We start from the raw sequence: 15,478 nt of genomic DNA on the forward strand, positions 1-15,478 counted from the left end.
CGGCTCATATGGTTTTTGATATAGAACATTTGTTACCTCCTTTATTTTAGATTTATTTAACATTTGTAACACTAACTATTAAATAATAAAGAATATGAAAATTAAATTTCTTGAAAAGTGGTTTTTCAAAAAGAAACAAATTAGGGCTACCATGATAGCTGTAATTTGTTTGTTTGGAATTAATACAATTCAAGCACAATCCATAACCGTAAGTGGTGTGGTTGACGGAGACGGACTACCTTTAGCAGGAGCAAGTGTTATTGTAAAAGGTACAGCAAGAGGAACAATTACCGATTTTGATGGTAATTATGTTATTAAGGCTAATGTTGGAGAAATACTTCAGTTCACCTATTTAGGTTACGAATCTGATGAGGTTACCGTAGGAAATCAAAACGTAATTAATGTAACAATGAAAGAAGACCTTTCTACTTTAGAGGAGGTTGTAGTTGTTGGTTATGGTACTCAAAAGAAAAGAGAGGTTACTGGTGCTGTAGGGCAAGTAAAAGCAGAAGTTTTAGAAAAAACTACAACATCTGATATTGGTACTGCATTACAAGGGCAAATAGCGGGTGTAAATGTAACATCTAGTTCTGGTGCACCAGGTGAAGAGGCTAACATCTTAATTCGTGGATTTAGTTCTTTATTAGATGGTAATAATGGGCCTTTATATGTAGTAGATGGTATTCCTTTTGATACCGATCCAGGGTTAAGTATTAGTGAAATCGAAACTATTGATGTTTTAAAAGATGCTGCATCTACAGCTATATATGGTGTTCGTGGTGCTTCTGGTGTTATCCTTATTACAACTAAACAAGGTAAGGTTGGACAAATGAATATTCGTGTAAATTCTGAGTATGGTATACAAAATATTACTTCTGATTTTGACGCTATGTCTAAAGAAGAGTATACCTATATTCACTTATTAAGAGGCGCTTTAAACTCTGATAAAATACAAGGTGGTGTTGATGGAGATATACACAGAAATTCAAGTTATTTTACTAACGATACAGATATAGGTAGTGTGCTTTTAAATGATAACGCACCAATTCAAAACCATTCTATAAATGTTTCTGGTGGTAAAGAAGGTTTAACTTATAACTTTAATGCTAACTATTTTGGGCAAGAGGGATCTTTTTACAATTCAGACTTTAAAAGGTTTAACATTCGTTCTAACGTTCAGTTTACAACAGGTAAATGGAAAGTTACAACAGGTTTAACCCTTAGAAGAGATTTAAAATTAGTTCCAGTAAATGGTATGATGAATAGAATATACCAATATAGAACGTTTCAACCAGCTATAGATTTAGACACAGATGCATTATCAAATATATCTGAAGTAAGTTTAGAAGATCCTACGCAAGATTGGCAACTTAATGAGGCAAGGAGACTTGCTAATGCTGCAAGAACATTAAAAACAGACGATCAAAGAAATACAAATAGTCATACAGGTAATATTCAATTTGAATTTGATGCCACAAAAAACTTAAAAATTACAGGTCGTTTTGGTGCAACATATTCAGATAGAAAAGATGTTAGAATTGTGCCTAGGTTCGATATTTATAATACCGAAGGCGAATTAATTTCTAACCCAGCTAACATAACATCTAATAGAACAACAGATATTACAACTTCTAAATTAACATCAGAGGTTTTTGCTACATACACCAAATCGTTTGGAGACCATAACTTTACGCTTTTAGCAGGTGGGTCTTTCGAGAAATCTACAAACGAGCGTTACCTAGTAGAGGTTAGAAATAACCTAAACCCAGCAGTAACAGTATTAGATAATTATGAGTTAATTTGGGATGTTGAGTCTGGAGGACAAGATTACACAAGAACTTTACAAGGTGCTTATACTAGGCTGCAGTATAACTACGACTCTAAATACTTACTTTCTGTAATTGTAAGACGCGACCGTTCTTCTCAATTTAGTAAAGGATTACAAGTAGGTTATTTCCCGTCTGTGTCTTTAGGGTGGAATATCTCTGACGAACCATTTTGGGAGCCTTTAAAAAAGACAGTTAACTCATTTAAAATGAGATTAAGTTCTGGGCAAAACGGAAATGATAGATTCCCTGCTTATAGTAACCAATCTGTAGTAGAGGTAGGTAGAGATTATATTTTTGGTAGTAATAATGCGTCTGGAGATATTAACAACCCAGATCCTGGAACAGTAGCTTTAGGTACAACGCAATTAGAGTATGCAAATTCTCTTTTAGGTTGGGAAACTAATGTAGAGCAGAATTTTGGTTTCGATATGGGTTTCTTTAAAAACAAACTTACTGTAACAACAGATGTTTATAAAAGTGAAAAACGCGATTTATTATACCAAGTTGTAAATCCACCGTCTACAGGGGTTTCTGGACAATATAGAAACACCATTTTTAATGTAGGTAATATGGAGAATACTGGTGTAGAGTACGGTGTTAAATACAGACATAAAGGTAAAAATGGATTTAACTGGAATATTGCTGGAACCTATACATCAAATAACAACTTAGTAACTCAAACAAGTTTAAATAACCCTATTATTAGACTAGACAGAAGTTTTATTTCTGATGCTGGTACAGACGAGTTAGTAAGTGTTATTACAGAAGGTTACGAAGCAGCTGCATTTTTCTTGAGAGAAACTAATGGTGTTATAAAAACAGAAGAAGAATTAACTGCATATAAAGAAATAGACCCAAGTGCAAAAATGGGAGAACTTCGTTACATTGATCAATTAACTGTTGATACAGATGGTGATGGTATTGCAGATGCAGGCGATGGTACTATCGATGATAACGATAAAGTATACCAAGGAAGCGGATCTGCAGACTGGGAAGCTGGTTTAAATTTCTCAGCAAACTATAAAGGCTTCGATTTTAACATGCAATGGTATGGATCTTTTGGAGCAGAAGTAATGAATGGTAGTAAAGCTTACGCATACCAAGTTGGTACACATAGAGACTTGTTTTATTCTTGGACAGAGAACAATACAGGATCAGATATACCTTGGTATAATGGTAACAATACTAAATCTTACAGAGGTGCTTCAGATTATTTTCTTGAAGATGGTGATTTTATAAGATTAAGAAACATATCGTTAGGGTATTCTTTACCAAAAAAGTTGGTTAAAGGTATGGGAATCACTAAATTTAGACTATACGTGCAAGCTCAGAACCCAATAACAATAACAGATTACACAGGTTTCGATCCTGAAGTAGGTGGTAATGGTTTAAGCACTCGTGGTATTGATCAAGGAAAGTATCCTGTTTCTTCTCAATACAAGGCAGGTATCCAACTTCAATTTTAATTACTAATAAAAATGAAGATGGAAAGAATAGATAAAAAAAATAAAAAAATAAATTTAAAGATGAAAAAGACACTTTTAAAAAGGGTAATTCCTCTTTTGTTAATAGCATTTATATTTCAAGCTTGCGACGATCAGTTCGATCAAGTAAACCCTAATGCCTTAACAAATGAGAGTTTTTGGACTAATACTGGCGATTTAAATTCGGGTTTAAATGCAGCTTATGCAGCTTTAAGAGACGAAAATATATTAGGAATTTTATTTGAGCCTTACCGTACAGATATTGCTGTACCATACTCACAAAGAAGTAACGTTACTGGAAACCCTATATACGATCAAACCTTCGATTTAACTACAGACCAGGTTCAAGATAAATGGGATGCTTGTTTTATGGGTATTTTTAGAGCCAATCAAGTATTAGATGCTTACGAAGATCTTAAGTCAACGTTTGTAGGTGAAGAAGCAATAAATTCAGGAATAAGAATTGAAGCACAAGCTAGAGCTATTAGAGGATATTTGTATTATGTACTACATAATTCTTATAATCAAGGATCGGTACCTGTATTTACAACAGTACCAACTAGTTTTGACGATTTTCAAAAAACATTTTCTTCTGCAGAGGAGGTAAAAACATTTTACCGTCAGGAATTGCAATACGGAATAGATAATTTACCAGCAACATACAATGCTTGGAGAGAAGATGCAGGAAATGGGAATTTAGGGCGTATAACTGGTGGTTTTTGCGAAGCTTTAATAGCTAAAAGTTACATGAACGAAAATGATTTTGCAAATGCTAAAACATACCTAGAAAACGTTATGAATAACTATGGTTATAGATTAATGGATGATTTGGCGCAATGTTTTACAGGTATAGATGAGTTTAACGACGAGTCTATTTTCGAAATTAACTATACAACAGATGTAAACCTTTTAGGTACAGACGAGCAAAATTTAGCACAACGTATATCTCATTTTTTAAATGATGGTAATAGAATTCAAGCAACCTCTTGGTTAACGTTAAAATATAGAGCAGAGCGACCAGATCCAAACGATCCTGCAAACTTAGTAACAAGAGAAACTTTTGAAAATAATGGCGATTATATAGAAGGTGGAGACCAAGTAGACGTTTTAAGGTATTATAGTTTACGTATGGGGAACTCTTTATCTTCTGTAGATGATTGGGATTCTAAAATGTATGGAGAGTATCCTGCAGAATATGGAAGACATCCAAATGCAGCTCCTCATGCTAAGCAGTTTCCTAACTTTTGGAAAAAATTTACACACTGGAATGTACCTAATGGAGGAGCAGGAGAAGATGAAAGTACAGAGTATGATAATAAATCTGGAATTAACATCCCTGTTATTCGTTTAGCAGAAATTTACTTACTGTATGCGGAGTGTATGCTGGAAGAAGGTGATTTATCTGAAGCATTAAGATATATTAACCGTATAAGAAAGCGTTCTCATCTTATATTATTAGGTAAGTCTACAGATCCTGGAGCAGAGTATGCTAATGCTACTACAACTTATATGGACGATATAGATTTAGACGCTTCAAATGGAGAAGAAGCTGTAACTATTGCAAACTTAACAGAGCATTTAAGGTTTACAGAAAAACCATTAGAGTTAGCTTTAGAAAGCGAGCGCTATTTAGATTTAAGACGTTGGGGTGTATGGAAAGATCAATTAGAATATATAGCACAGTTTGAATACGATGCTTACCATTACAAAAATAATGTACAAGGTAAAAATCCGGTAAGATGGAGAAACTATATAGTACCAGCAGGTTTCGAACCTCAATTACCATACAGAATGAGGTTTCCAGATAAGCCACAAGCAAATAATAACCGTAGAGCTAAAGAGCCTCATTTAAGAGACCATTTAATAGGTTCTCAAAACTTTAATGCAGATTTACACTCGTATTTCCCAATTCCTCAAGACGAAATTAATGCTAACTTAAACTGGGATAAATAAAAAAAAGCAATTATGAAAAACATAAAAAACATATTACAAGTATCATTTGCATTATTGCTGCTTATTGGCTGTAATGATGATGAATATGAAATACCAGGGGAGTTTGTAGATCTATCTCTTACTTTTACCTCTGGAGCGGGAACAGATAGAGAATCTCAAGTAAATAGATTTTTCTCTTTTAGCGATATATCTGCAGGAGCAGAGTATCAAGAATGGAGTATACCAGATAATGCTTTCTTTTTAGAAGGACCAATTCCTAATAATTTAGATAATCATGACGAGTATATAAAAGAGCCTAGAGAAGAAAAAACCTCTACAGATAAAACGGTTCATGTTTTATTTAAAAAAGGAGATACACTTACTAAAATAGGATATTATGCAGTATTTCCAGATTCTACTTCTTTTATCTTTAATTCTTATTATGATTCAGATTTAAATTCATTTGTTCCAGATACGGTTAAAACTTTAAATGTTAACGGAAAATGGGTAGCAGAATATGAGTTTACTTTAGATGTATACGATACTGTTGTTGCTAAGCCAGAAGTAAGGTATACAGACGGAACAATTTTAGATCACATAAACACCGAATCTATTACCTTAACTTATGGCGATAAATTAGTTTTTGAAGATTTAAGTAACTTTGTTGAAGATAACAATGCTAGACCAGACGAAACAAAATGGACAGTAAGAACATTTGAAGACAATGAAGACGATAGAGTATCTATAAGTGTAGAATCTCAACTTAGAGAAGGTGATTACGAAAAAAAGATTATTGATACAGTAACCTTTAATAAATTAGGAGATTTTAAAGTGTCTTTAAAAGCAACCAGAGCTAGAACAGAAAATTTAAGAGTTAGTACAGATACTATTTTAATGCCAGTAGTTATTAAAGTAGTACCTCTAGCCGAAGATTTAGTTTTACAAACAGATGTAGATATAGAAGAAAGAGATGATGACCGAATAGTTATACCAGTTAGCTCGCCTTTAGAAGCTATTGAAGGTAACATAGGTGCAGATTTTATAGTAAAAGTAGATGGAACAGAAATACCGGTAGAGTCTGTATCAATAGGAACTCGTAAGGTTAATGGAGAAACTGTTGGAGGGTTATTGTTTATTACTCTTGATGTACCTTTAGAGCCTGCAGATGCCAGTAAAACAGTTACTGTATCTTACAACGGTACAAGTATAATGTCTAAAGACGAGCGTCTTTTACAGGCATTTACAGATGAGCCAATAGTTGTTTATGTGCCAACACCAATGGGGCAAGTAGGCGATGTATTAGAGTCTGAAAATGATGAGATTGTAATAAAATTTGATCAAGAAATTGATGCAACTTCAATAGCAAACTCTTCAAATCCAGGAGCAGGTTTCATGATCGAAATTGATGGTGTTGCAGCAACAATCGAGTCTGTAAGTGTTAATGCAGATAATGCAAAGACTTTAGATATTGCTCTTGTAGAGGATGTTTCTAGGTTGGATGTAATAACAATAGCGTATACAGGTCCAGGAGATATTATGTCTGTTGGAGGAGGTACTATAGCCGATTTTGCACCAATTACTGTTATGATGAATGAAGATGATATTTTAAATGGTGAAGGAGATTTTGAAGGTGATGTAGCTCCAAATTGGACAGATGCAAATGGAAACGGAACATCAACAGTAACTTTTGTAGATCCTACTCCAATTGTTGCACCAAGTGGTTCTAAAGTAGCTTTCTTTCAAGCTCCAGATGGTAATAAGCCAGACTTAAGGAGTACAATTACCTTTCCTTTTGAAGGCGGAAAAACATATATTTTAAAGTATAAGAGATATATAACATCTGCTACAACTACTACTACATCAAAAACATATATTGGAGCAACACAATTAGCTAGCGACCAATGGGCAGCAGCACCAAGAGATGTTTGGGTAGATTATCAAATAGAGTATACGCATGCAGGATCAGGTACTTCTAACGAAACAATAAGGTTTCAGCCTGTACCAGCGGGAGTGTGCGAAGTTTATTTCGATAATTTAATTGTTCAAGAAAAAGAAATTTAAAAAGTAGATTAAAAAATATCTTTTTTAAAATTTAGTTAATTATTTAAGTTTGAAACCCTGTTTGATTTTAATCAAATGGGGTTTCTTTTTATAATACCATTCCCTATTTATTAGTGGTTTAGAGACATTAGTACTCCTAAATAGAACATATGTTATTATAGAATAGCAGTGTTCTTAATAATTTTATAATCTAAATAACTAAAGTTTAATACTAGTAGATGTTTAAATAAAAACGCTACTTTATTAAGATACCATCTCATTTATTTTTTAACCAAATAAACTTATGCGCAATCAAAATCTAAAAATTCTAAAAGTATTTACCTTATGCTTATGTTTAATAAGTGTAATATCTTGTAAAGAAGACATAGCTAAACCAGAAAATATAGCATTCAACAAAAACTGGAAATTTATTCAAAAAGATGTACAAGAAGCAATAAGTCCTCAATTTGACGATACAGAGTGGGAAACGGTTAGAGTACCTCACGATTGGAGTATAAAAGGTCCGTTCTCTAAAGATAATCCTTCCTTTTCTAGAGGTGGTTGGTTGCCAACAGGAAAAAGCACTTACAGAAAAACATTTAGAGTAAACGCTTCTCAAGAAAACAATAAAGTATTTGTTTATTTTGACGGAGCTTATAGAAACTCTGTTGTTTATATTAACGGAAAAAAAGTAGGTTATCGCCCAATGGGATATATTGGTTTTGAGTACGATTTAAGTGAGCATATTAACTTTAATGGATCTAATGTATTAACAGTAACTCTAGATAATTCTGCGCAGCCAGGTTCTAGATGGTATACAGGTACAGGTATTTATAGAGATGTTACTTTAAAAATTAGAAACAAAACTTATATCCCTAACTGGAGTTTATACGTAACATCTTCAAGAATTAGTAAAGGAGAGGCTACAATTAACGCCACTTTCGATATTAAAAACGAAAATTTAGAAGATAAAAACCTAACCGTAGAAACCCGTGTTTTATTAAATGGAAAAATTGTGTCTATAAGTAAAGAAGATGCTTTGGTTGCTTCTGGTAAAAAGAAAGACTTATTAATTAACTTAAAAGTTGATAACCCTAAATTATGGTCACCAAAAACACCAGATTTGTACACGGTTAATGTGCAGATAAAAGATAATGGTGTTGTTGTTGCAAATGAATCTGTTAGAACAGGAATTAGAAAATTGGGTTACCATAAAGACACAGGTTTTTCAATTAATGGCGAGCAAATAAAATTAAAAGGAGTTTGTTTACACCATGCAGCAGGACCTCTAGGAGCAGCAGTTTATAAAAGAACAATAGAAAGACAATTAGAAGTGTTAAGAGAAATGGGCTGTAATGCAGTTAGAACTTCTCACAACCCTTTTTCTTCTGAGTTTTTAGATATATGCGACGAAATGGGCTTTTTGGTAATGAATGAGGTTTTTGATGAATGGGAAATTGTTAAAAAACCAACAACTGTTCAAGACGGAAAAAAAGTGCGTATTCCTGTTAAGTATTATGCCAATATATTTAAAGAATGGGCAGATAAGGATTTAACAGATTTTGTTTTAAGAGATAGAAATCATGCATCGGTGGTTATGTGGAGTATAGGAAACGAAATAGACCAAATGAAAACAGATGAAGGTATTCCTATTGCAAATAGGTTAATAGATATTATTCATAAATTAGATGATAGACCTGTTACCAATGGTTTAATTGGTTATGGTTGGGATGCTTGGCCTAGCGAAGGAGCAGCATCTACTAGCGATATTAGAGGTTATAATTATATAAAAGAAAACGGTTTAGATCGAGAAGATCAAGTAGCTCCAGATGCTATGGGCATTGTAACAGAGTGTGCTTCTGCGCAGTCATATTACCCAAGAAACACTTATTTATATGGAGAAGAGAAAGCGCAATGGTGGGCAAAGTTGGGCTATAAACATACAGACGCCTACGAGTGGGTAGAAAAAAGAGAATTAATAGGTTATAGAGGGGTGCAGGCTTGGAAAGATATAAAAAATAGACCTAATATTATGGGGCAATTTATCTGGACAGGATGGGACTATTTAGGCGAAGTAATACCATATGGTTGGCCCGCACGTTCTTCATCTTTTGCTCCAATAGACTTATGTGGTTTTCCTAAAGATGGTTATTACTTTTATCAGTCACAATGGTCCGAAAAACCGATGGTGCACATTTTTCCGCATTGGAATTTAGACGGTATGGAAGGAAAAGAAGTAACTGTTTATGCCTATACAAATGGAGATGAGGTAGAGTTATTTCAAGATGGAAAATCGCTTGGGAAACAAAAAAATAATTTAAATGATGTAGAATACCAACAGTGGCAAGTGGTTTATAAGCCAGGCGAATTAAAAGCTATATCGTATAAAAATGGCAAGCAAATAGCAGAAGATGTTGTTAAAACAGCAGGAAAACCTGCAAAAATTGATGTATTTGTAAGACGTAAAACATTAAAGGCAGACGGAGAAGATTTGTCTTATATAGAATGTACAATTCTAGATAAAGACGGAAATGTTGTTCCCAAAGCAGATAATTTAATTCAATTTAAAGTTGAAGGCGAAGCTAAAATAATAGGTGTGGGCAATGGCGATAATTTTAGCCATACCTCTTTTCAAGCTAAAGAAAGAAAGGCTTTTAATAGTAAGTGTTTAGCTATTATTCAAACATCCGAGAATATTGGGGATATAACTTTTACAGCGTCTTCTCAAGGACTAGAAACTACAGTTGTGTCATTTAAAACAGAAAAATAAAATTGTTTTTGTTGGTAGTTAATTCTAATTATTTAAGTTAACTAACTTATTTAAAATAAAATTTATATCCATGCGCTTTTTTGTCAAGTATGTTTTTGTTTTTTTACTTGTTGTTTCTTGTAAATCAAATTTAATAATAGATTATGATAGTGAATTTATAGTTTACCAAGGGAGAATAGGAGTTAATAGCGATAAAAAAGCATCAGAGATTTATTGGTCTGGTTCTTCTATTAAAATTAATTTTACAGGCACCGAAATAAAAGTAGTTTTAGAAGACGAAAATGGATTAAATTACTTTAATGTTATTTTAGACGGTAAGCCAATTGAGGTTTTAAAGCTAGATAAAGGAAAACAAACGTATACTTTAGCAAAGGCATTAGTAGATAAAAAACATACAATAGAATTAACAAAACGTAACGAATGGACTTATGGTAAAACCTTGTTTTATGGTTTTAAAATTACAGGTAAAGCCTTAAAAAAAGATGCCGAAAAATTAATATTTATAGAGTATTATGGTGATTCTATTACCGTTGGACATGGTAACGAAGACACGGTTTCTGGGCAAGACAGAAATGATGGTGATGTTACAAACAATTACATGTCTTATGCAGCAATTACAGCAAGACGCTTAAATGCAAATTATTCTTGTATTGCTAGAAGTGGTATTGGTGTAACTGTAAGTTGGTTTAATATGATAATGCCAGAGATGTATTATAGACTAGACCCTAGTGATACTAGTAGCAAATGGGATTTTTCTAAAAAACAAGCCGATATTGTAGTTGTAAATTTATTTCAGAATGATAGTTGGATTGTAAAACAACCAAAGCACGAAGAGTATATACGTAGGTTTGGAGAAGAAACACCTAGCGAAACAAAAATTATAAAGGCTTATTCTAATTTTGTGGGCAAAATTAGAGCACATTACCCAAAGGCCTCTATAGTGTGCTTGCTAGGTAATATGGACATTACAAAAGTGAATTCTCCATGGCCAAACTATGTAGTACAAGCAGTTAAAAGTTTAAACGATACAAATATTTTTACCTGTTTTGTACCTTATAAAAATACTAAAAAGCATCCACGAGTAAACGATCATAAAATAATAGCAGATCGTTTAACTAAGCTTATAGAAACTCAAGTTTTAAAAAAATAGAGTCCTTTATTTGTTTTTTTTCTGTTTTACGTATTCACTTGGTATTACTCCAAATTGCTTTTTAAAACATTTTGCAAAGTATGATGAGGTATTAAACCCCGTCATGTACATAATTTCTTTTACAGAAAGGTCGCTTTGTTCAAATAGTTGCACCGCACGTTTTAATCTTATGTTTCTAATAAACTCACTAGAAGATAAACCTGTTATTTCTTTAAATTTAGTGTAAAGATTGGTTCTACTAAAGCCCATTTCTTTAACCAACATTTCAACATTAAAATCGGTATTCATCATATGTTTTTCAACAATAGCAATGGCTTGATTTAAAAAACGTTCATCTTGAGAGGTAACTGTAACTTCCTTGGGTTGCAGTGTAATATCTAAATTAAATTTATTTCTTAAGTTTTCTCTATGTTGTAATATATTATTTAATTTGAGCTCTAAAATTTCTACGTCAAACGGTTTTCTAATATACCCATCTGCACCAATTTTTAATCCAGTAATTTCGCTTTCTTGCGATAATTTTGCAGTAAGCATTACAACAGGAATATGGCTGGTTTCTTTTTTAGATTTTACATGTTTACAAAACTCTATACCATCCATTATGGGCATCATAATATCTGTAACAATAAGTTTAGGCGAAACTGTTTTTAATATTTCTAGCCCTTCTTGCCCGTTTTCTGCAGTATGAATTTTAAATTTTGATTTTAAAGCTTGAACAATAAAAGCTCTAATATCTTCATTATCATCAACTAGTAAGAGTTCAGGTAAATCAGAATCTACTTGGACTAAATTTTGATCTTCTATTTCGTCATTTATGCTTATGGCAAACGAGTCTGATTCCGAAGAACGAATTTCAAAATCACTCTCGCTAATTTCTTTACATGTAATTTCTGGTACGTTTAAATAAGCTTTTTTGTTAACCGGTAATTTAACAGTAAATTGGGTGCCTTCATTAGGCTTACTGTTAACCATAATATACCCTTGATGCAGTTCTACTATGTTTTTTACAAAGGCTAAGCCTATGCCCATACCTTTAGAGTTTTTCTTGTCTATGTTTTTTTCAGAAAAGAATCGTTCAAAAATATTTTCAACTTTATCTTTATCCATACCCGCTCCCGAATCTACAACCTCAATAACTACATAATTTGTTGGTCCGTTTTCTTCGTGGATGTTTATTTTTATAAAACCATTATCTGGTGTAAACTTAAATGCGTTAGATAATAGGTTGTTCATTATTTTTTCGACAGAATCATGATCAAACCAAGACACCAAATTATTATTTGAGGCAGTAATATGAAATGATATAGCATGCTTTTGTGCTGTAAACTGGAATGGTTCGCTTACCTCTTTAATAAAGTTAACTATGTTGCTTTTACGCATAACTAACCTCATTTTACCTTGGTTTATTTTTCTAAAATCTAGTAGCTGTGTAATAAGTCTTAGTAAATAATCGCTGTTTTTTTGCATAAGCTTATACTGCTCTTGTACCACGCTATTATCTAATTTATCACCTTGTTTTTGTAAAAATTTTAAAGGGCCTTTTATTAAAGTTAATGGAGTTGTAAACTCGTGAGTTATATTAGTAAAAAACTCTAATTTAATACGTTGTAGCTCGTTGTTTTTTTCTTTTTCTAAATGTTCTAGTTCTAAAGAGTGTTTTTTTGAAGTACTTATAATAGTAAACCTGCGGTATAGTAAAAGAAAAGCTATAAATATTAAACCATAAATTAGAAAAGCCAATTTGGTTTGCCAAAATGGAGGCGAAATAATTATTTTTAATTCTGAAGGTGTAGAGTCCCAAATATCATCATTGTTAGATGCTTTTACTTTTAGAATATAAGTATCGGGTTCTAAGTTTGTGTAGGTGGCAAAACGCTTGTTGGAGCTGGTGTAAATCCAATCGTCATCAAAACCTTCTAACATATAGGCAAACTTGTTTTTTTGAGGCGCCGCATAGTGCAATGCAGCAAACTCGAAAGACAAGCTGTTTTCTTTGTGTTTTAATTTTAACTCTTCTATTTTGTTAATCGATTTATTTAAAATAACTCTGTGGTTTATTTCTTCACCTATATTAATTGGTCTATTAGATATAGATAAGCCTGTAATAACCGTTTGTGCCTCTACTTTATTGTCTTTAATGTCTTTAGGGTTAAAAACATTAAAGCCATTAATACCTCCAAAAATAAGATCTCCGTTTTCTCTTTTTAACCGCGCTAATTCTTGAAATTCGTTGTCTTGTAGTCCGTCGTTAACATCATAGTTTTTAAATATTTCTGTTGCAGGATTAAATTTAGAAATACCTTTATTTGTAGATATCCAAAGGTTTTTTTTATCGTCTTCAAGAATACCTTTTATAACGTTATTAGGTAAGCCATTGGTTTCGTTGTATCTAATAAAAGAGTCAGATTTTCCATCTATTGAAGGGATAAACTTATTTAAACCACCGCCAAAAGTACCTATCCAAAATTCGCCCCTAGAGCTTTCTTTGAGTTCAAGTATATAGTTATGGCTAATGCTATTTTTGTCTTTTATATTGTTTTTGTATACTATAAACTTGGGGTTTTCTTTGTATTTTTCACTTTTAAGAAGCCTGCTTAATCCATTTCCTGTAGCAATCCATATGTCGCCTTTAGAGTCTTCATAAATGTTTCGTATTATGTTGCTAGAGATACTTAAGTAATCTCTGGGGTTGCTTTCTAGTTTATCTTTTTTATAGGTTTGGGTTTCTTTGTTATATAACCAACGGTGTATACCATTTTGGTAAGTCCCTATCCATAGGTTTTTTTGACGGTCTTTTAATATAGAAAATACACTTCCTTTAATATCTTTAAATGCATCAAAGTCAACTTCAAAAATGTTATTAGGATCTGTAATGTCTAATTGATAAAGCTTTTTTCCAAATTCACCACCCGTAAGTAATAGTTTACGATTTTGTATAGTGATTTCTTCAAAAGCAAAAGCCTTTTTATTATCTCCAAATTTTTTAAAAGTCTTATTTACAGTGGTATCCTTACTCATTAAGTTAATACCTCCACCTTCGGTTCCTACCCATAGATAACCATTGCTGTCTTCGTAGAAAGCCCTTATTTTGTCGTAGCTAAGACTGTTAGGGTTAGAGGTGTTTTTAATGTGCTCAATATGCTTTCTATTGGGGTCAAATTTATTTATTCCACCACCATTTGTGCCAACCCATATAATACCTGTTTTGTCTTTATACAATGAGGTAATGCTGTTTTTACTCAAACTGCTATTTTTTTTAGGGTCGTGTTTGTATAAATTACTAATTTGTGTTTTTTTGCCTTGTTTGGTATTAAATTGAAGAAGACCACTGTTTGTACCTACCCAAAGGTATGGGGTGTCGTAGAGAATGTCATCAATTCCACTTGCTAAATATTGAGGTATTCCTCCCACTTTTTTTAAAGTGCCTGTCTCATTATTTAGATCGATAGTAAATAGATTTCGACTTATGGATACATATAGTTTTTGATCTGGAGTTTCAATTATAGCTTTTAGTCTTCTGTTAAGTGAGTTACCATAAAGGTTGAATTTTATTTCGCCACTGCTTTCATCTAGTTTAAAAAGACCTATAGAGGTTGTTGCCCAAATTTGATTTTTACTGTCTTCAAAAAAAGTATAAACACTGTATTTATATTCGCTCTTTAGGTTGTATTTATTGTCTTTATTTAGGTTTATGCTTTTAAATTTTAAAGAATCTAACGGTTTATTAAGGTTTGCAACGTCTATATTTTTGTTTGCAGCTACCCACAAGCGATTTTTAGAATCTATAAAAAGATTAAAAATTTGGTTGTTACCAATGCTATTTGGGTCCGACTCGTCGTGTACGAAATGTGTGAATTTTTCAGTAGATCTGTCAAAATAATTTAAACCACGCCCCGAAGTACCAATCCATAAATTATCTTTTTTGTCGCCAGTAATAGCAAAGATTAAATTACTATTAATGCTATTAGGGTTGTTTGGGTTTGGTGTATATACGGTAAAGTTGTAACCATCATATTTGTTTAGGCCATCGTGCGTGCCAAACCACATAAAACCTTGGTTATCTTGATAGATACAGTTTATGTCGTTTTGCGATAATCCATGATTGGTGCCTATGTGTTCAAAATAAATATCATCTTGGGCGTGTACGCTATAAAATAGTAGTAAAAACGCTATAAACAATAGGGTGTAAGATTTTGTATAGGGAGTATTCATTAATTGAGATATTGCCTTTTGAGTTATAAGTATGAAGCAGTGCAAAGCAAGCATACTTTAT

At 32.6% G+C, this 15,478-nt stretch carries 6 protein-coding genes; 5 read left to right on the plus strand and 1 reads right to left on the minus strand.

Annotated elements, in window-relative coordinates:
* Positions 1-94: 94 nt before the first annotated feature.
* The 5 genes from ABD715_RS00060 to ABD715_RS00080 all read left to right on the plus strand — a co-directional run bounded on the left by ABD715_RS00060 (position 95) and on the right by ABD715_RS00080 (position 11,205).
* Positions 95-3,295 (plus strand): SusC/RagA family TonB-linked outer membrane protein, encoded by a 3,201-nt coding sequence (locus ABD715_RS00060; protein WP_344785697.1) that lies wholly within the window; start codon positions 95-97, stop codon positions 3,293-3,295.
* 60 nt (positions 3,296-3,355) lie between these two features.
* Positions 3,356-5,266, plus strand: coding sequence for a RagB/SusD family nutrient uptake outer membrane protein (locus ABD715_RS00065; RefSeq protein ID WP_344785699.1), 1,911 nt, complete (start codon positions 3,356-3,358; stop codon positions 5,264-5,266).
* Between the two features lie 12 nt (positions 5,267-5,278).
* Positions 5,279-7,306 (plus strand): SwmB domain-containing protein, encoded by a 2,028-nt coding sequence (locus ABD715_RS00070; protein WP_344785701.1) that lies wholly within the window; start codon positions 5,279-5,281, stop codon positions 7,304-7,306.
* Between the two features lie 283 nt (positions 7,307-7,589).
* A complete protein-coding gene (locus ABD715_RS00075; protein WP_344785703.1) occupies positions 7,590-10,055 on the plus strand; it encodes a glycoside hydrolase family 2 TIM barrel-domain containing protein in 2,466 nt (821 codons plus the stop codon).
* A gap of 70 nt (positions 10,056-10,125) precedes the next feature.
* Positions 10,126-11,205, plus strand: a complete 1,080-nt coding sequence (locus tag ABD715_RS00080; RefSeq protein WP_344785705.1) for an SGNH/GDSL hydrolase family protein — start codon at positions 10,126-10,128, stop codon at positions 11,203-11,205.
* Between the two features lie 6 nt (positions 11,206-11,211).
* On the opposite strand, the gene ABD715_RS00085 is transcribed toward ABD715_RS00080, so the two are convergent.
* Positions 11,212-15,417 carry a hybrid sensor histidine kinase/response regulator transcription factor gene (locus tag ABD715_RS00085; RefSeq protein WP_344785707.1) on the minus strand — a complete coding sequence of 1,402 codons (4,206 nt, stop codon included), beginning with the start codon at positions 15,415-15,417 and terminating at the stop codon, positions 11,212-11,214.
* Positions 15,418-15,478 lie beyond the last annotated feature (61 nt).

This window comes from Postechiella marina (genome assembly GCF_039538365.1).
Lineage (GTDB): Bacteria > Bacteroidota > Bacteroidia > Flavobacteriales > Flavobacteriaceae > Postechiella > Postechiella marina.

Bases quoted from the DNA above. Each gene is read 5' to 3' on its own strand.
- ABD715_RS00060 (WP_344785697.1), top strand. From the start codon at position 95: ATGAAAATTAAATTTCTTGAAAAGTGGTTTTTCAAAAAGAAACAAATT.
- ABD715_RS00065 (WP_344785699.1), top strand. From the start codon at position 3,356: ATGAAAAAGACACTTTTAAAAAGGGTAATTCCTCTTTTGTTAATAGCA.
- ABD715_RS00070 (WP_344785701.1), top strand. From the start codon at position 5,279: ATGAAAAACATAAAAAACATATTACAAGTATCATTTGCATTATTGCTG.
- ABD715_RS00075 (WP_344785703.1), top strand. From the start codon at position 7,590: ATGCGCAATCAAAATCTAAAAATTCTAAAAGTATTTACCTTATGCTTA.
- ABD715_RS00080 (WP_344785705.1), top strand. From the start codon at position 10,126: ATGCGCTTTTTTGTCAAGTATGTTTTTGTTTTTTTACTTGTTGTTTCT.
- ABD715_RS00085 (WP_344785707.1), bottom strand. From the start codon at position 15,417: ATGAATACTCCCTATACAAAATCTTACACCCTATTGTTTATAGCGTTT.